The 18359-nt window shown below is 36.3% G+C and carries 16 protein-coding genes and 1 tRNA gene; 14 read left to right on the plus strand and 3 right to left on the minus strand.

Translation table 11 applies throughout. The features are described 5' to 3' along the window. Positions 1–106: 106 nt before the first annotated feature. Positions 107–331: a glutaredoxin-like protein NrdH gene (gene nrdH / locus RK01_RS00460; RefSeq protein ID WP_016171325.1), complete on the minus strand. Its 225-nt coding sequence runs from the start codon at positions 329–331 to the stop codon at positions 107–109. A 333-nt stretch (positions 332–664) separates the two neighbouring features. Here nrdH and RK01_RS00465 point away from each other — a divergent pair, with 333 nt between their 5' ends. From RK01_RS00465 to RK01_RS13415, 3 genes are read left to right on the plus strand one after another with little or no spacing between them, the layout of a single operon-like run. After that, entirely contained in the window at positions 665–1135 is a 471-nt protein-coding gene (locus RK01_RS00465; protein ID WP_016171326.1) for a FeoA family protein, read from the plus strand. A 1-nt stretch (position 1136) separates the two neighbouring features. Continuing rightward, complete coding sequence (gene feoB, locus RK01_RS00470) at positions 1137–3296, plus strand: ferrous iron transport protein B (protein WP_016171327.1); 2160 nt, start codon at positions 1137–1139, stop codon at positions 3294–3296. Beyond that, entirely contained in the window at positions 3297–3425 is a 129-nt protein-coding gene (locus RK01_RS13415; RefSeq protein WP_016171328.1) for a FeoB-associated Cys-rich membrane protein, read from the plus strand. 183 nt (positions 3426–3608) lie between these two features. Here the strand turns inward: RK01_RS13415 and RK01_RS00475 are convergent, their stop codons facing one another. Then, complete coding sequence (locus RK01_RS00475; protein ID WP_016171329.1) at positions 3609–4034, minus strand: GNAT family N-acetyltransferase; 426 nt, start codon at positions 4032–4034, stop codon at positions 3609–3611. Positions 4035–4401: 367 nt separating this feature from the next. On the opposite strand from RK01_RS00475, the gene RK01_RS00480 reads away from it, so the two are divergent. The 5 genes from RK01_RS00480 (at position 4402) to RK01_RS00500 (ending at position 11324) form a co-directional block, all read left to right on the plus strand. Beyond that, complete coding sequence (locus RK01_RS00480) at positions 4402–5244, plus strand: PRD domain-containing protein (RefSeq protein WP_016171330.1); 843 nt, start codon at positions 4402–4404, stop codon at positions 5242–5244. A gap of 11 nt (positions 5245–5255) precedes the next feature. Continuing rightward, positions 5256–6656, plus strand: a complete 1401-nt coding sequence (lacG, locus tag RK01_RS00485; protein ID WP_034864841.1) for a 6-phospho-beta-galactosidase — start codon at positions 5256–5258, stop codon at positions 6654–6656. 69 nt (positions 6657–6725) lie between these two features. Further along, positions 6726–7046, plus strand: a complete 321-nt coding sequence (locus RK01_RS00490) for a PTS lactose/cellobiose transporter subunit IIA (protein ID WP_016171332.1) — start codon at positions 6726–6728, stop codon at positions 7044–7046. Between the two features lie 19 nt (positions 7047–7065). Continuing rightward, complete coding sequence (locus RK01_RS00495; protein WP_016171333.1) at positions 7066–8793, plus strand: PTS lactose transporter subunit IIBC; 1728 nt, start codon at positions 7066–7068, stop codon at positions 8791–8793. A gap of 167 nt (positions 8794–8960) precedes the next feature. Next, a complete protein-coding gene (locus RK01_RS00500; RefSeq protein ID WP_016171334.1) occupies positions 8961–11324 on the plus strand; it encodes a glycoside hydrolase family 2 in 2364 nt (787 codons plus the stop codon). A gap of 157 nt (positions 11325–11481) precedes the next feature. Here the strand turns inward: RK01_RS00500 and RK01_RS00505 are convergent. Next, positions 11482–11554: transfer RNA gene (locus tag RK01_RS00505), tRNA-Lys, on the minus strand. Positions 11555–11955: 401 nt separating this feature from the next. On the opposite strand from RK01_RS00505, the gene RK01_RS00510 reads away from it, so the two are divergent. The 6 genes from RK01_RS00510 to RK01_RS00535 all read left to right on the plus strand — a co-directional run bounded on the left by RK01_RS00510 (position 11956) and on the right by RK01_RS00535 (position 18324). Next, a complete protein-coding gene (locus tag RK01_RS00510; protein ID WP_016171335.1) occupies positions 11956–12528 on the plus strand; it encodes a DUF1836 domain-containing protein in 573 nt (190 codons plus the stop codon). Further along, positions 12521–13378, plus strand: coding sequence for a DegV family protein (locus RK01_RS00515; RefSeq protein ID WP_016171336.1), 858 nt, complete (start codon positions 12521–12523; stop codon positions 13376–13378). The genes RK01_RS00510 and RK01_RS00515 overlap by 8 nt, the downstream gene beginning before the upstream one ends. Positions 13379–13584: 206 nt before the next feature. After that, positions 13585–14289, plus strand: a complete 705-nt coding sequence (gene yycF, locus RK01_RS00520; protein WP_016171337.1) for a response regulator YycF — start codon at positions 13585–13587, stop codon at positions 14287–14289. A 4-nt stretch (positions 14290–14293) separates the two neighbouring features. Beyond that, the gene (walK, locus tag RK01_RS00525) at positions 14294–16132 is read left to right on the plus strand and encodes a cell wall metabolism sensor histidine kinase WalK (RefSeq protein WP_016171338.1); all 1839 of its coding nucleotides are present in this window, start codon (positions 14294–14296) and stop codon (positions 16130–16132) included. Continuing rightward, the gene (locus tag RK01_RS00530; protein WP_016171339.1) at positions 16129–17454 is read left to right on the plus strand and encodes a YycH family regulatory protein; all 1326 of its coding nucleotides are present in this window, start codon (positions 16129–16131) and stop codon (positions 17452–17454) included. Before walK ends, RK01_RS00530 begins: the two co-directional genes overlap by 4 nt. After that, entirely contained in the window at positions 17455–18324 is an 870-nt protein-coding gene (locus tag RK01_RS00535; RefSeq protein WP_016171340.1) for a two-component system regulatory protein YycI, read from the plus strand. Positions 18325–18359 lie beyond the last annotated feature (35 nt).

Raw genomic sequence — 18359 nt, forward strand, 5'->3', positions numbered from 1 at the left:
ATGGAAAAGCAACTGGCGAAAATAATAGCAACACAAATTCATAAAAAACTGCCAGTGTAACTGCTAGGCACTATTCTAACTGCGGTACAACCTTAATTAATTGTGTCTAAGAAGCAAGACTGCGTAATTGGTCCGGTCTAAAACCGATAATTGTTGTCTCGCCTGCGGTCGTTACTGGCACACTTTTGAAACCTTGCTCTTTTAGAAAATTCAATGCATTCGGTTCTTCATCTATATTAATTTCTTTAAAATTGACGTGATTTTCAGTTAAGAAGCGTTTTGTCATTTTACATTGCATGCAGTTATTTTTTGAAAATAAAGTAATTGTCATTGTAATGCCTCCTCTAATTTCTTTATATACTCAGTATAGAGAAGTGAAGGTGAATGTCAAACAAAAAACACTAGATATTGTGTTTTGTAATATTAAACACACTATACATTGTGGTTTTGTCTTAGGCGAGTGTTTGAGATAGCACTAGGACAAGTTTTCTTTCTTGTTTTCATAGAAGAAAAATAAAGTGGTCTAGCTCTAAATTAGAATAATTATTACTATGTGAAAAATATTACAATCTTGTAAATTTCATTGACTTTAAAGGCAACAAACCTTATTCTAAATGAGAATAATTATCAGTCGCAATTGGTTTTTCGTTATAAAGGAGTAATAATGGAAAAATTAGCAGAAGTAGCACCCAATCAAACATTTGTTGTGAAGAAAGTAGCAGCACCCACAGAGGTACAAAAACATTTGCAAAACTTAGGTTTACTACCTGGAAGTCAAGTGGTGTTGTTAAAAAGTAAAGGACTAGATGGGATTGTGTTGGTGCAAAATGCCCGACTGGCTTTGGATCAAAGCTTATTAGCTGCTATTTTGGTTGAGCCAGCGGCAGAAAAAGGTGAAATCTTATCGTTGGACCAATTAACAGTGGGAGATAAGGGAAAAGTGATTAAAATTTTTGGGGAAGGTGCTGTGAAGCGACGTTTGATGGATATGGGATTGACCAAAAATGTCCTTTTAACAGTACGAAAATTAGCCCCCTTAGGCGATCCAATTGAAATTAATTTGCGGGGCTATGAATTGTCTTTGCGAAAAAGTGAAGCTGAATATATTTTAGTAACCTTAATTAAGGAGGGCTAGTATGGAACAATTGCAATTTGCGTTAGCGGGAAATCCCAATAGTGGGAAAACCAGTACTTTTAATCAATTAACCGGTTCCATGCAGTCAGTGGGTAACTGGCCGGGGGTAACTGTTGAACGGAAATCAGGAACCTTGAAAAAACAAAAAAATATTACCATTCAAGATTTACCCGGAATTTATTCTTTATCGCCTTACACACCAGAAGAAATTGTCGCCCGTGATTATCTTTTAACCGGTGCTCCTAATACGATTATTAACATCGTTGATGCAACGAATTTAGAACGCAATCTATATTTAACGACGCAACTAATGGAAACTGGCATTCCAACAGTTTTAGGTTTGAATATGATGGATTTAATCAAAAAAAGCGGTAAAACTATTAATTTGACTAAATTAGCTTACGGTTTGGGTATTCCAGTTGTAAGTATGAGTGCATTAAAAAAACACGGCTTACAAGAACTGATTCAGCAAAGTACAATGGCTGCTGAAAAATTTCCGCCTGAAACGACGTATCCTACTTATGACGATCGCTTAGAAGCCGCTTTAGCGGAAATTATTGATGTATTGGGAAATACTGTGCCACAAAAACAAGCACGATTTTATGCTGCCAAATTATTTGAAAAAGATGAACTGGCAACAGGTGCTTTAGATCTAAGTAAAATTCAAAAAAAAGAAATTAATGAAATTATTGCCATTACAGAAAAAATTTTTGATGATACCAGTGATGCGATCTTAGTCAATGAACGTTATGAATTTATCGCACGTTTGATGGCGTTATGTACTGTCAGCGAAGGTGAATTAAGGTTAACTGTCAGTGATAAAATTGATCAAATTGTTACCAATCGCTTTTTGGCAATTCCAATTTTTGCTTTTGCAATGTGGGGAATTTATTACTTATCAATTCAGACAATTGGTGTTATGGGGACGGATTGGGTCAATGATATATTGTTTGGCACGATGGTTCCGGATTTTGTGACGAAAAATTTACAAGTATGGCAAGTGGCACCGTGGATGCAAGATTTAATCGTAAATGGCATCATTGCCGGTGTTGGCGCTGTTTTGGGCTTTGTTCCCCAGTTGTTAGTCTTGTTTTTCTGTCTGTCACTACTAGAAGATTGTGGTTATATGGCGCGAATAGCGTTTGTGATGGATCGCTTATTTCGTAAATTTGGCTTGTCGGGAAAATCATTTATCCCCATGCTAATTGCAACAGGTTGTGGTGTCCCGGGAGTCATGGCAAGCCGTACGATTGAAAATGAAAAAGATCGCCGTATGACCGTGATGGTGACGACTTTTATGCCTTGTTCTGCCAAATTACCAATTATTGCTTTAGTAGCGGGTGCCTTTTTCCCACAATCCAGTTGGGTTGCCCCTTCTGCTTACTTTGTTGGAGTAACGGCAATTGTTTTATCTGGTATCGCTTTGAAAAAGACACGCATATTTGCAGGCGATCCCGCACCATTTATCATGGAACTGCCTGCTTACCATCTACCGCAAGTAAAAAATGTCTTGCGCCAAACTTTTGATCGAGGTCTTTCCTTTATTAAAAAAGCAGGAACAATTATTTTTGTTTCCAGCATTATTTTGTGGTTTATGTCAAATTACAATTTTACTTTGCAGGCAGTCGCAGGAGACCAAAGTATTTTAGCGAATTTAGGCCGGGTGGTGGCACCGTTGTTTGCGCCTTTAGGTTGGGGAAATTGGCAAGGTGCTGTAGCAACTATTACGGGTCTGATTGCAAAAGAAAATGTCATTAACACCTTTGGCATTTTATTTGGTCATTTAGATGAAGTTTCTGAAAATGGGGCAGAAATTTGGGGGCCGTTGCAAGCAGCGTTTACCCCAGTAGCAGCTTATTCCTTTTTAGTGTTTAACTTGTTATGTGCGCCTTGTTTTGCGGCAATTGGGGCTATTCATCGGGAAATGGGCAATGCCAAATGGACATGGGTTGCTGTTGGCTATCAATGTGGACTGGCCTATGCGGTTAGTTTTGTGATGTATCAATTTGGTCATGTTCTCTTTGAAGGTGGTACCATTAATGTTGCGACAATCATAGCACTGGCCGTGTTAGCATATGGTGCTTATGTTTTATTACGTAAATCATCCGTACCAAAAGATGATGTTATTTCAATGCATCAATTAAAAGAGGGAGTGGAATAAATGGTTGCGACGATAATTTTAAGTATCTTAATATTTGGTGCAGCAGCCTTTGTTGTCTATCGACAAGTAAAAAAAGGCAGTAGTTGTGAGGATTGCAAAACGAGTTGTCCAGTAAAAAAAATAGATTAAAACAGAATATTTTTTGAGAAGATAAAAATAAGAGGGGCTCTACTAAGCTTTGCACAGTAGAACTTCTCTTATTATTTTTTCTAAAAAATACTGTTATTGTACCGAAAATAGCTTTTTGTAAGGAGAATGAACTTCAACTTGATTAGCGATTTATCAAATACAAGAAGTGTTGAAGTTTTCGCACTATTTATTAATGCGTTTATATAAGTAATATTTTGTTACGCCCCGCATTGGTGTATCAGGTAGATTACCAAAGATGACAAAGCCATTCTTTTGATAAAATTCTACAGCTTGATAACTTTTTGTTGTTAGCGTTAGATTGATGACGCCTTCTTCTTGTGCCCAATCTTGTAATGCTTGCAAAAGTCTAGAACCGATACCTTGATTTTGAAATTCCGGTTTGACTGCTAGCAGACTGACATGAAGATTTTCAAAATCTTCTTTGGCGATTAATCCCCCCACTAATTCCTCATCTAAGATGGCAGCAATCGCCAGTTTTTCATGCTTTTTTGGCAGCTCCTCGTGGAATTGCTTGTAATATTGGGTAGTAAATACTTCCCTTAATAAAGGTTCAATGGTCTCTGTTTGACTGGTTTCAATTCGAATCATGAAAATTCCTCCTGTCTATGCTCATTTAGTATAGCAGTTCCAAGGATAAGAATGTAGTGATAGTAATTTAATTGTTAAAGGGAAATATAATTATATAAGAAGATAGATGGATAGATGAGAAAATGCAAAATAATGTTTGAATATGTTTGTTAGCGCTGCTTTTTCCAGGAAGAACAGAGAATAATGTTGGAAAGGGTTTACAAATGTTTATTTACGTGTTACTATACCAGTGAAGTTAATACTTAGTGGATTGTTACTATTCGATTAGGCAAAAACCGCGAATGAGAGGTCAATACCAGTGTCTTTACATGGTATGATAAACCTGTCATTTGCGGTTTTTTTATTGGTTTATAAGAGGAGGGAAGTTATGTACCGCATTATTCAAGTCTTAAATAATAATGTTGCCATTATTCGAATAGAAAACGATGAGCAGGCTATCGCAATGGGAAAAGGAATTGTCTTTCAAAAGAAAAAGGGTGATTTATTAAAGAAAGAGGAAATTAGTAAACTTTTTATGTTGCGTAATAAAGAGTCTCAACAAAATTTTTCATCTTTACTAAAAGACTTGCCCTTAAATTTTATTACAACTGGCTATGAGGTGATTGATACAGCCGTTCGTAAATTCAATTATCCAGTTCAAGAATACATCTACGTTACTTTAACAGATCATATTTATTGGAGTTATCAAAACCAACAAAAAGGTTGTTATGAAATGAGCCGCTTACCTGATATGAGTAAAGAATATCCCACCGAATATGCCATTGGCAAAATGGCGGTAACAATCATTAATAACCGTTTAAATACGAATTTTCCTGATGATGAAATTGGAAGAATTGCTCTTCATTTTATCAATGCTAAGCGCGAAGGAGAGGCAACAGAAGAAGTGGTTGATCCTCGTCAAGATATTGTTAAGTTAGTAGAGAAAGTATTAAATCAAAAAAATATTCATCGAACAGAAGAAAATAAAAATTTTTATGATCGTTTGATGATACATTTGAATTATTTTGCTGACAGACTTAATCAACCAGAAGAACAGGTTATCTTTTCTAAAAATCTTGAAACAAATATCAAAACAGATTATCCCAATGCCTACGAGATAGGCCATGAAATCTATCAATTGATTAGTGATTATGCTGGACGAAAACTTAGTGATAGTGAACGAGTATATCTGGCAATTCATATCCAACGACTACTACGAAAGAAGGTTTAACAATGAAAGAAATGAGAACGCTACCAAAAGATTTTATTATGGGTGGTGCAACCGCTGCTTACCAAGCAGAAGGTGCAACAAAATTAGATGGTAAAGGATTAGTTGCATGGGATACATGGCTAGAAGAAAAAGGACGTTATACTGCAGACCCTGCTAGTGATTTTTATCATCAGTATCCAGTTGATTTAAAACTGTGTCGGGACTTTAAAATTGATAGTTTACGCATGTCTATTGCTTGGAGTAGAATTTTTCCTAATGGATTCGGGGAGATTAATCAAGCCGGTGTAGATTATTATCATCGTGTTTTTGCTGAATGTGAAAAACAAGGAGTAGTTCCCTTTGTAACGATTCATCATTTTGATACACCCAAAACATTATTTGATAATGGTGATTTTTTAAATCGAGAAAACGTTGAACATTTTGTAAATTATGCAAAATTTTGTTTTGAAGAGTTTAAAGAAGTGCATTACTGGAGTACATTTAATGAAATTTATCCCGTTGCTACTAATCAATATTTAACAGGTGTCTTTCCACCCGAAATAAAGTTTAATTTAGAAAAAGTTGTAACTTGTTTACACAATATGATGTGGGCACATGCCAGAGCAGTAAATATTTTTAAAGAGGGTAATTACGAAGGTGAGATTGGGGTTGTTCACTCCTTAGAACCAAAATATCCTTTTTCTGAAGATGAGAAAGATGTCCATGCTGCGGCTAAAGATGACGCCTTGTCGATAGCATTTTTATTAGATGCGACCTATAAAGGGCGCTATTCAGAAAAAACAATGACACTAGTTAATGAAATATTAGCAGCGAATAATACGAGTATTGAATTTGAAGAATCAGATTTCGTTGCAATGGAGAAAGCGGCGACGCAAACTGATTTTTTAGGAATTAATAATTACCAAAGCCACTGGGTGCAAAATTATGATGGAGAAAGTGAGATTGGCTTCAACGGTACTGGTGAAAAAGGAACGAGCTATTATCGTATTAAGGGAATTGGAGAACGGGTTCAAAGAGAAGATATCCCTAAAAATGATTGGGATTGGTCAATTTATCCCGAAGGCTTGTTTGATTTATTAATTCGTATTAAAGAAGACTATCCAAACTATGGAAAAATTTATATAACTGAAAATGGCTTAGGCTTTAAAGACGATTTCAGTGACGGTGTGATTATGGATGATTCTCGAATTGAATATTTGCGTGGCAATTTTAATTCGATTTCAAAAGCAATTGATGCTGGAGTAACAGTTAAGGGATATTTTATTTGGTCTTTAATGGATGTATTCTCTTGGGCAAATGGCTACAATAAGCGGTACGGTCTCTTTTATGTTGATTTTAAGACACAAAAACGTTATCCCAAAGAATCTGCTTATTGGTATAAGTTTGTTAGTGAAACGAAAGTAATTATTTAGCACGATGATGAACCTAGTTAGTACAAGTATGCGAAAAAGTCAGAATATTGAAAAAACGGAGTGGAAGAGATGAACAAAGAAGATTTACAAATGCTAGGCTTTGAGATTGTTGCTTATGCGGGAGATGCCCGAAGTAGTTTATTAACAATTATTAAAGAAGCACGTGTTGGCAATTTTGAAAATATTGCTACGCTAATGGCCGATGCGGAGGAGAACTTGAATTTAGCTCACAATGTTCAAACAAAGTGTTTGGCAGCAGAAGCAGAAGGTGAAGAATTAGATATCGGGTTTATTTTTGTTCATGGTCAAGATCATCTAATGACTACTATTCTTTTGAAGGAGTTAACAGAAAATTTCGTTGATTTGTATAAAGAAAAATACAATAAATAAAAGTTAGGGAGAAAATGAAATGAACGCTATTATCAAACAAATTGAAAAGCACCAGGCAACTTTCCAAAAGATTTCACGGAATATTTATTTGTCTGCAATCAAAGATGGCTTCTTGGCTGCAATGCCTGTTATCTTATTTTCAAGTATTTTTATTCTAATTGCTGCGATTCCACCAATTTTTGGTGTTACTTTGCCAGCAAGTTTTGAAACATGGTTATGGAAAATTTACGATTTTACTATGGGATTAGTGGGAATGTTGGTAGCTGGTACAACAGCACGTTGTTTAGCTGGATCAATGAATCGTAAAATGCCAGATGGTAAAGTCATTAACGAAACTTCAGTTATGTTAGCTTCTATTTGCGGTATGTTATTACTTGCGGTAAATAAAACTGATGGTGCTTTTGTTGCTGATTATATGGGAACTAAAGGATTATTATCTGCTTTTGTTGCAGCTTTTATTACGGTTAATATGTATAAGTTCTGTATTAAACGTGATATTACAATCAAGATGCCACCAGAAGTACCCGGAAGCATCTCACAAAACTTCCGTGATGTTTTTCCATTTTCTTTTTCAGTAGTAGTCTGTGCAATCATCGATTTGGTTTCCCGCTATTTTATTAATGCTCCTTTTGGTGAGATGTTTTCTAAATTATTATCACCACTTTTTTCTGCAGCGGAATCTTATCCTGGAATGGCATTAATCTGGTTTTTAGTTCCGATGTTTTGGTTTGTGGGAGTTCACGGTCCATCAGTAGTTAAACCTGGATTATCATCTGCTTTATATGGGAATACTGAAGCAAATTTGAAATTGTTTCAAAATGGGGAACATCCTTTTCACTCTTTAACAGAAAATTTTGGTAATTTCATTGGGGAATTAGGTGGCACAGGAGCGACGTTTATAGTACCAATTATTTTTATTTTATTAATGCGCTCTAAACAATTAAAAGCTGTTGGTAAGGCATCTATTATTCCGGTAATGTTTGCAGTAAATGAACCATTATTATTCGCAGCACCAATCATCTTAAATCCATACTTTTTAGTACCGTTTTGTTTGGCACCAGTTGCAAATGTACTTATTGGTAAAGTGTTTATCGATGTTTTTGGTATGAACGGCTTCATGTATGTCTTGCCATGGGCGACGCCTGGACCAATTGGGACAGTACTGTCAACCAATTTTCAACCAATTTCATTTGTGTTGGCGGCGACATTGCTGATAGTAGATTTCTTTATCTATATGCCATTTTGTAAAGCTTACGATAAAGTTTTAGTTGAACAAGAAGCACAACGATCAGAAGAAATTGATGAAGTTGAAGAGCTTGCACCAGAATTATCACCAAATGTTGCAGCAGCCGTTGTTGATGGCAACGAAACTGTTGTGATAGAAAACAGTCCCGCAATTAGTTCAAAAGCTAGTGGTAAAGGAATTGATGAAGATTTAAATGTTTTAGTTTTGTGTGCAGGGGCAGGAACCAGTGCTATGTTGGCAAATGCTTTAAAAAAGGGAGCATCTGAAACTGGGAAACACATAAATGCCGCAGCTGGTTCCTATGGTTCTCATTATGATATTATGAACAATTACGATGTTATTGTCCTAGCGCCACAAGTAAATAGCTACTATGAAGATATTAAGATGGACACGGACAAATTAGGAATTAAACTAATTGCAACTAAAGGAGCACAATATATCAATTTAACTCGTGATCCAAAAGGTGCAGTTGATTTTGTATTGGGAGAATTGAATAAATAAATTTGCTAAGTTTCCTGCTTAGTTAAGGTAGAACAGCCGAGGTTCTACCTTTTTTCTTATAGTGGTTTGGGTGGAATAAGCTAAATAAGTTAATAAACATTTTTTTCACGGATTGGTGTGAGAAGAAAAGATTCTTAAGAGACATTCAGTAATGGAGGTAAGTTCAGATGGAGAAATATCTGATTAAAGATTGGCGTTTTTATTTAGGTGATAATGAAATTGCTTGGCAAAAAGATTTTAACGATGAAGATTGGCAGAAAATAACTGTTCCCCATGACTGGAGTATTGCTCAAGATTTTACTAAGAACGCTTCTAGCGGTACAGGATATTTGCCTGGTGGTATTGGATGGTATCGGGCTCATATTGTGGCAAAAGAAATTGGAGAATTTACGGATAAAATTACACAATTACGTTTTGATGGTGTTTATAAAAATTGTCAAGTTTGGGTAAATGGTTACCATTTGGGCGGCTGTGTATCTGGTTATAGTTCATTTCAATTTAATTTGACAGAAATTTTAAGTTATAACACCAATGACGAAATTGTAATTGCCGTTAGGGTAGATCACACAGATATTGCGGATTCTCGATGGTACAACGGTAGTGGTATTTTCCGTCCCGTAACAATTGTGACTAATCATCCTATTATGATAGATCGGTATGGTATCACCTTTGAAACGGCAGAATTAAGATGTGATGAAGCTGTTATTCAAACAAAAATAACAGTAACGAATTTTAATGAAGAAAAAAAAGTAGCACATATTAAGCAAAATTTAACTGATTCAGCGGGCACAGTCGTAACCATTGGGCAAAAAGAAATCACATTATCTGCAAATGAAAGTCATGAAATTCAATTTGAAATGACTCTATCGGAGGTAAAATTATGGCGACCTGAAACGCCCAATTTGTATACTTTAACAACGATTATTTTAAGTAATGGCAAGGTAAATACTTATCAAGAAAAGGTAGGAATTCGCACCTTTGAATTTACTGCTGAAGACGGCTTTATTTTAAATAATACAGCTAATATAAAATTAAAAGGCGTCTGTCTTCATGAAGATGCGGGTTGTTTTGGTACTGCTGTTCCTAAAGCAGTCTGGCTGCGCCGCTTACTAAAATTAAAAGAAGCAGGCTGCAACGCGATTCGTATGGCACATAATCCTCATGCACAAATTTTATATGATTTGTGTGATGAACTAGGCTTCTTTGTTTTTGATGAAGCCTTTGATGAATGGGAAAATCCGAAAAATAAATGGTGGCGAGGGCACAATGTTTATCCGCCTAAATATGAAGGATATGCTAAAGACTTCCCCGCATGGCATGAAAAAGATCTAATTAACATGGTACAGCGAAATAAAAATCATCCTTCAGTTATTGCTTGGAGTATTGGGAATGAGATCGATTATCCGAACGATCCTTATGCCAATGATTTGTTTAATGAAATGGAAGGAAATAACGATGCTAATAAACCAGCGGCAGAACGAATTTATAATCCTAATAGACCAGATACACGCCGCTTGACAACAATTGCCAAGCAATTAAGTGAAATTGTCCATAAAGAAGATCGAACTAGACCAACTACATTGGCTGCGGCGTTTCCAGAACTATCTTATCAAACAGGATTATTAGACAGTGTAGATGTGGTTGGTTATAACTACAAAGAACATCTATATGAAGAACATCACCGTTTATTTCCTACAAAACCTTTTGTCGGTAGTGAAAATCGACATAGTTACCAAAATTGGTTAGCTACTAGAGATAATAATTACATCGCTGGACAATTTTTGTGGACAGGCATTGATTATCTAGGTGAATCTCGCGGTGTTTGGCCTAAGCATGGGACTTATCGTGGATTACTTGATATGTGCGGTTATGAGACAATAATGTTTTATAAACGTAAAAGCTGGTGGACTGAAGAACTAACCGCCCGTCTTTTTACCCGACCGGCTAAAGAGAAATCAGCTGATCCCTGGGAAGCTGTTTATCGTAAGTGGAATTACATTGTAGATGAACAAGTGGAAATTCGTTTGTATACTAATGCAGAAAAGTTTGAATTAACGTTAAATGATGATGTAATTGATTTAGTCTTTGATGAAATAGAGGGGTACTATTCTGGGATTATTCCTTATACAGCAGGTGAACTAACTGTATTGGCAAAAAAAGATGATAAAGAAATTACAGATACACTAAAAGCAGTCAACCAAGCTCAGCGATTGGAAGCAAATGTTTGGCAAGTACCAATGGCTTATGAAGTTTTTTTACCCAAAAATGAAATCATCAAACAAATTGAATTGTCATTAGTAGATAAAGATGGCAATTTGACAAATGAAAATGAAGTCATCGGCTTTACTGGAGAAAACTGCGAATTTTTAGGATTTGAAAATGGTGATATGGACGATATGACTAATTATAGCCAAAAATATCGTCGAACGCGCTATGGCCGCGCTATTTGTTACCTAAAAATGTCAGTTGATACGCAAGCTAAAGCAGTCTTTTCTGTTGCTGGGTATCATGATTTAGTAGTTGAACTATAAAAAAATAATTGCAGTGATTTTTTAAGGCTCATTATTGATTCCCTTAAAAATTACTGCGATTAATTATTGATTAGTAAAAAAATACCACCGCATACAGTCTCTTCGAAACGTCTAAAAGACGCCGAGACTGTACCGGTGGCGTGGGTTTGGCACCCAATGGGCCGTGAGGGGCTCGAACCCGCGACCCGCTGATTAAGAGTCAGCTGCTCTACCAACTGAGCTAACGGCCCAAAATACTTTAAGAAAAGTACTTTTTTATGTTAGCACTCTGTTTTTGAAATTGCAAGAAGAAACCCAGAAAAAAGTTTTGACTTCTTAATTTATCGCAAGAAAAAATTTACAGTAGAGCAAAACTTCATTCACAATTTTTTCACACATTCTCGTTAGTATACAAGAGTACCAACAATAACCTGTCTTTTTAAGACAAACCCTAACACTTTTTCATTTTTACTCCTGCCTGTCGGTTCCCCGCCGACAGGTCTTTTTTTATTTATTATTTTTTTGAGTTGTGTTTCCTAACATACTTCTAAAAATTTCCTTTAGTTGGCTAGTCTTGTGGAGTAAAATATGTTATATTCTATCTAGTTTTTAAAACTACTTTATATAATTGTCATAAAATTTATGTGGGGTAATGAATATGAATGATAGTCTTCAAAATGAAGCTTTAAAAAAATGGGGCGAAGCGATTAGTGAATTCCATTTGCCTCGTTGGGATCAATTACCAGACTTAGAACTATATATGGATCAAGTAATTCAATTGGTAGACCAATACTTATCTCCTGTTACTACTGGGGACAAGCATCCTCTTTTAACAAAATCAATGGTGAATAATTACGTCAAACTTGGACTAGTTCCAGCCCCTGTAAAAAAACGCTATACCAGAACGCATGTTGCTTTTTTATTGGCTATTACAACCTTAAAACAAGTATTAACAATTCCAGAAATTAAAGAAGCAATTGTTTTTCAAGGCCGTACTGACGGAATTCGCGAAGCCTATAACTTTTTTTGTCGGGAACAGGAGAGTGCGATCCACTTGATTGCCCGTCAAGCAAAAGGAGAAGGTGTAACGTATCCGACTGAGCCAATTCCATTTGCCTATTTAGCTGCCCGCACAGCAACGATTGCTTTTGCTAATAAAATATTGGCCGAAAAAGTGATTAGTTGTGAGATTGATTATGTACGACAAGGAGAAAAAAATGACTAAAGAAAAAATTGCGCTATTAGTAGATTCAGGAACAGATGTACCAGAAGAAATAAGTGTTGCCAATCATATGTACACAATTCCTTTAAAAATTATATACAAAGATCGGGAATATACCGATAAAGTGGATATTACACCAGATGAAATTTATCGTAAGCTCCGCCAAGAAATTCCTTCGACATCGTTGCCTGATGGGGATACGATTAACAAAATTTTCGACCAAATTAAAGCAGATGGCTATACCCATGTGCTGGCCATTACGATTTCAAGTGGTTTAAGTGGCACAAATAATGCGGTCCGCCTTTTGGGTGAGCATTATGAAGGATTAACCACTTATGCTTTTGATACGAAAAATATCGGGATTGGAGCAGGTCTGCAAGCGATTCGGGCAGCCGAATTGTTACAAGCGGGCTTATCTTTTGAAGCATTAATTTCCCAATTAGAAAAAGAAGTTTTACAAAATAAAGTTTACTTTAATGTGGCAACTTTAGAATATTTGCAAAAAGGTGGACGCATTGGATTAGTGGCGTCCATTTTAGGCAATGCTTTAAAATTAAATCCGATTATTTCTTGTAATGATGAAGGAATTTATTACACTGTAGCCAAAGCCAGAGGACGCAAGAAAAGTCTTGAGAAAACTTTAAGTTTGATTCGAGAAGCAGTAGGTAATCACCAAAAGGTACGCTTAGCTGTCGCACATGGTGATGCGTTGGAAGAAGCTAAAATGATGTTGGAAGTGTTGAAAAAAGAATTTCCTCAAGTTAAAGAATTTTTCTTTGGTCAGATTTCTCCGGCATTGGTTGTTCATACCGGCCCAGGTTTACTAGGATTTGGGATTCAAGCATTAGATTAATTAAAAAAATAATTATTTTGTAGCTTAACAAGCAAAGAATTACGTAACTAACAGAAATATTATAGTTGCGTAATTCTTGTCCTTTTGTTAAGCTTTTTGTTTTTAAAAGGTTGATAGGACTGGAAATTTTCCATTTAATGAAATGCCTGCCAAAATGAGTTATAATGGTAGAGACAAATTTAAGAAGCATAAAGAGGTGTCTTCTAATGAAGAAAATATTAGTAGTTGACGATGAAAAACCGATTTCAGATATCGTCAAATTCAATTTAACCAAAGAAGGATACGAGGTCTACACGGCTTTTGATGGTGAAGAAGCTATCGAAAAAGTAAAAGAAGTCGAGCCGGATTTGATTTTATTGGATTTAATGTTACCAAAAATTGATGGGCTAGAAGTAGCCCGCGAAGTACGAAAAAATTATGATATGCCAATTATTATGGTAACAGCTAAAGATTCCGAGATTGATAAAGTTTTAGGCTTGGAGTTAGGCGCAGATGATTACGTAACAAAACCATTTTCCAACCGGGAATTGGTGGCGCGTGTTAAAGCCAACTTGCGTCGAGGCTCTACGGCAGCTAAAGAAGCAGAAGAAGCGCCAAATTCAGAACTCTCAATTGGCGATTTAACAATTCAGCCTGAAGCCTACATGGTAATGAAAAACGGCGAGGCGATTGAATTAACACATCGAGAATTTGAGCTTTTACATTATTTAGCCAAACATTTAGGTCAAGTTATGACCCGAGAACACTTATTACAAACTGTTTGGGGTTATGATTATTTTGGCGACGTTCGTACTGTTGACGTAACTGTGCGACGTCTACGAGAAAAAATCGAAGACAATCCTAGCCATCCCAATTATTTAGTTACAAGACGAGGCGTAGGGTATTACTTGCGCAATCCGGAACAGGAGTAATGGAATGAATAAAAAAGTTCGCTTTTTTCAATCAGTGAACTTTAAAATCGCCCTGGCATTTATCTTGATCTTAATTATTTCGATCGAGATTATCGGGGCGTATTTTATTCGCGGATTGGAAAATAAAACGGTGGAAAGTTTTACCACCGGCATGAATCGGCAAGCCGCCAGTTTAGCTGGCACATTAGGTTCTGAATTAAGTAAAGATGAAGGCAAAGATACCGATGAAGCGGATGCTTCAATACAAAGAATTATTGATACCAACAAGAGTGGCGATATTATTGAAATTCGTGTTGTGGATGAAAAAGGAATTGTACGCGCCACTACCAATGTCTCAGATCGTAGTGCAAGAGGAAAGAAAAATGATTATCGCGATATTGATGATTTAGCAGTGAAAACGGAAATGGCAATTGATGATGCCACGGGAAATCGGGTCTATATCAATGTTCAACCCATTCAATCGCCTACAGGTGACACTATTATCGGGGCAGTTTACATTAAAAGCGATATTGAAAAACAATACTTAGAAATTCAAAATACGGCATTAATTTTTGTCACTGCCTCTATTATTGCTGCTGCTATTTCGATTATCGTAGCCGTTTTAGTTTCCCGTTCGATTACACAACCAATCGGGGAAATGCGCGAACAAGCGCGGCGTATTGCCAGAGGAGATTACAGTCGTAAGGTTGCTGTCCATGGAAAAGATGAGTTAGGACAATTGGCGGAGACTTTTAATCAACTAGGCGATCGCATCGAAGAAACACAAGAAGCAATGGAAGCGGAACGCAACCGTTTGGACAGTGTTCTTTCCCATATGACAGATGGGGTTGTTGCAACAGATAGACGCGGCAAAGTAATTACAATTAATGAAATGGCAACAAACCTTTTAAATGTTACGAGTGAAGAAGCAGTCGGCCATTCAATTTTAGAATTATTAGATATTGAAGAAGATTATACGTTGCGAAAATTATTGGAAAATCCTGATGAAATGTTGATTCCACGAGAAGCGCCAGATGGTAGTGAGTTGATATTACGGACCGATTTTTCTATGATTCGCAGAGAGTCTGGATTTATTAGTGGATTAGTTGCCGTTATGCATGATGTAACCGAACAAGAAAAAACAGAGCAGGAGCGACGTGAGTTTGTTTCAAATGTCTCTCATGAACTACGGACGCCTTTAACGAGTATGCGAAGTTACATTGAAGCGTTAAGTGAAGGGGCATGGGAAGATCCAGAGATTGCACCTAATTTTTTAAAAGTAACGTTGGATGAAACAGACCGCATGATTCGTATGATTAATGATCTATTGAATTTGTCACGGATGGATAACGATAAAAATAATATGCAGCTGGAATATATTAATTTCAATGAACTAGTCGATTTCGTTTTAGACCGTTTTGATATGATGGTGAATGCGCAAGATCAAAAGAAAAAATATATTATTCGGCGCGAGTTTACCAAACGTGAATTGTGGGTCGAAGTAGACACAGATAAAATGATGCAAGTGATTGATAATATCATGAACAATGCGATTAAATATTCTCCTGATGGTGGGACGATTACGGTGCGACTGATGGAAACCCATAATAATATTGCGTTGAGTATTCAAGACCAAGGCCTTGGAATTCCCAAAAAAGATTTACAAAAAGTTTTTGATCGTTTTTACCGTGTGGATAAAGCACGGGCTAGAAAACAAGGGGGCACAGGTTTAGGGTTGGCTATTTCAAAAGAAGTTATTAAAGCGCACGGGGGTAGTATCTGGGCTGAAAGTACAGAAGGGCGCGGTTCAACGTTCTTTATTACACTGCCTTATGAACCATATGAGGGGGATTGGTGGGAATGAAAATATCAGAACGCATTATCAGGATTGGTTTAATTGCGTTGATTATATTGAGTTTTTATCTTTCTTATATGATTTGGTTAAGTCCAACTGCTAGAAGCAGTCTGCAAACAGATAAACATACCGAACGTATCGTGAGCACCACACAAAATATCCGAAAAGCAACGGACATTTTTTTACCATTACGTTTGGTTTGGGTGAATGGTGAAGATAATATTAAGCAAACTTCTTCTGATATCCTCATTGGAGATGTTCAAAGTTTAGTAAATAAGGCTAGCTTTGGCACGCCGGAGAAAAAAACATATGATAACGATGAAAACTTTCTAGCTGATGTGGATATTAAACATGGCGTGGAACTTTCTTATTTTGGTCCGTTTCTTGTGAAAGAGTACGCCGAGATGTTTAATTTGGACTTAACACTAGATAAATTACAAGATGTTCATTTTACGAAAGCTCAAATTGATTTTGATAGTCACCAAATCCGTTTTGTCAATATGCGGCGACATCAAATTATTGAAGTGCCCATCACAATTGATGAGATGAAAATTTCTCAGCTTATGACAGACGCTGACGAGAAAAATTGGCTAATTATGAATGAAGAGAATCGGATTTCGAGTATGCAATACAATACACAAAATCCGGTCAAATTAAAACGTTATAGTTATATTGCCTCCAATTTATCTTATACCACTTTTCGGGATGCTTTTTTTTCCAATCCCCAAGATGTAAAAATGAATGAGGAAACAAGTAATTTAGTTTTATACGATGGTACGGAAAATATGAGTATCCAAGAAGAAAAGCAATTAATTGACTTCAGAGGTGAGATTGATTTAAGCGGTGGTGAAGGAGATATCTATTCACAAAGTTTCAGCTATATTGCGCGTCTTGGCTCGAATTTAGGAAACTTGCGCTATTTTGATCGCGACAAAGATGAAATTAGTTATCGGATTTTTGTCGAAGGTTATCCAGTTTTTGGTGATGCCTATCAAGGTGAAGTAAATTTGAAAGTTAATAGTGAAAATAAGACAGATAATGGCACATTACCGGTTCAGATCTTATCCAGTATGAATGCAATTCAAGTACCGATTCCGTCAGATGAAACGGTTGAACTGCCACCAAGCCATACGATTATTGAAAATTTAACTTATATGGGTGTGAACCAAAGCCTTGTTCAGTCATTGGTTATTGCTTATGGTCGTCAAGACTTATCTTCGACAAGCGGTGTCGTTGATTTAGTGCCGATGTGGTACATTCGTTATGATGGCCAATGGTATTCTTATGACGATCTTATTACAAAACTGCAGCAAGGAACGGGGGCGGATTAATTGGATTTTAAAAAAATCGAATGGATCTTTTTCTTGGCTTTTCTGGGGCTGAATATCTTTTTGTTTAGTATCTATCATGCTGCCCGTAATGAAGAAGGTAATGTTTCTAGTACCAATCAAAAAATTGATATTGAACAACGCTTAGAAGCAGATGAAATCGATATTAAGGGAAAACTTTCCGCAGAAGTAAAAGAAGGTTATTACCTGGCGGCTGTACCGACCGATATGAATGATGCTATCAATAATGAAAAAAATAAAAACAACGGATCCTTTAATAATGAAGTTAGTTTTGCTGGTGATGGTCATAGTCAGGTCATCTACACTCCTAGCACGAATTTTTATATTAAAGATGGCAAAGAAACCAAAGAAAACGTGGCTTCTTTTTTGAAAGATACAAAAGAAGTTCTATTTGGCGGGGAGTATCAATACTTGCCCCATGAGTCGTTGACAGATCCAGAATATCCTGAGATTATCTGTGCGCAAAGTTTTGAAGGTATTCCTTTTTATGACAATACCAGTAAAATGGAGATTGTTTTAGAAGAAAACGATGGACTGCTACGTGTTTCACGATACATGCAAACCCATTTATCTGCGATTGAAAAACTCCGGGAAAAGATGGCACTGTACAGTGAAAAAGATGCTGTAAACACACTTTATATCAATAATAAACTGCCAGCAAAATCAAAGATTTTATGGCGACAACTCTCGTATGTGATGATTTTACAAGTTCGAGGGAAAAACGTTTATGTACCGGCTTGGCTAATTGCCGTGGAAAATGGGAATAATAATATTCAAATAGAAACGGTTAATGCCTTTACAAATCGTATCATTACCAATAATACGTTACAAAAGGTGGAAAATACCAATTAAGGTATGTATAATAGAAACGTTTAGAAGGTGTCGTT

Source organism: Enterococcus dispar ATCC 51266, assembly GCF_000406945.1.
Lineage (GTDB): Bacteria > Bacillota > Bacilli > Lactobacillales > Enterococcaceae > Enterococcus_C > Enterococcus_C dispar.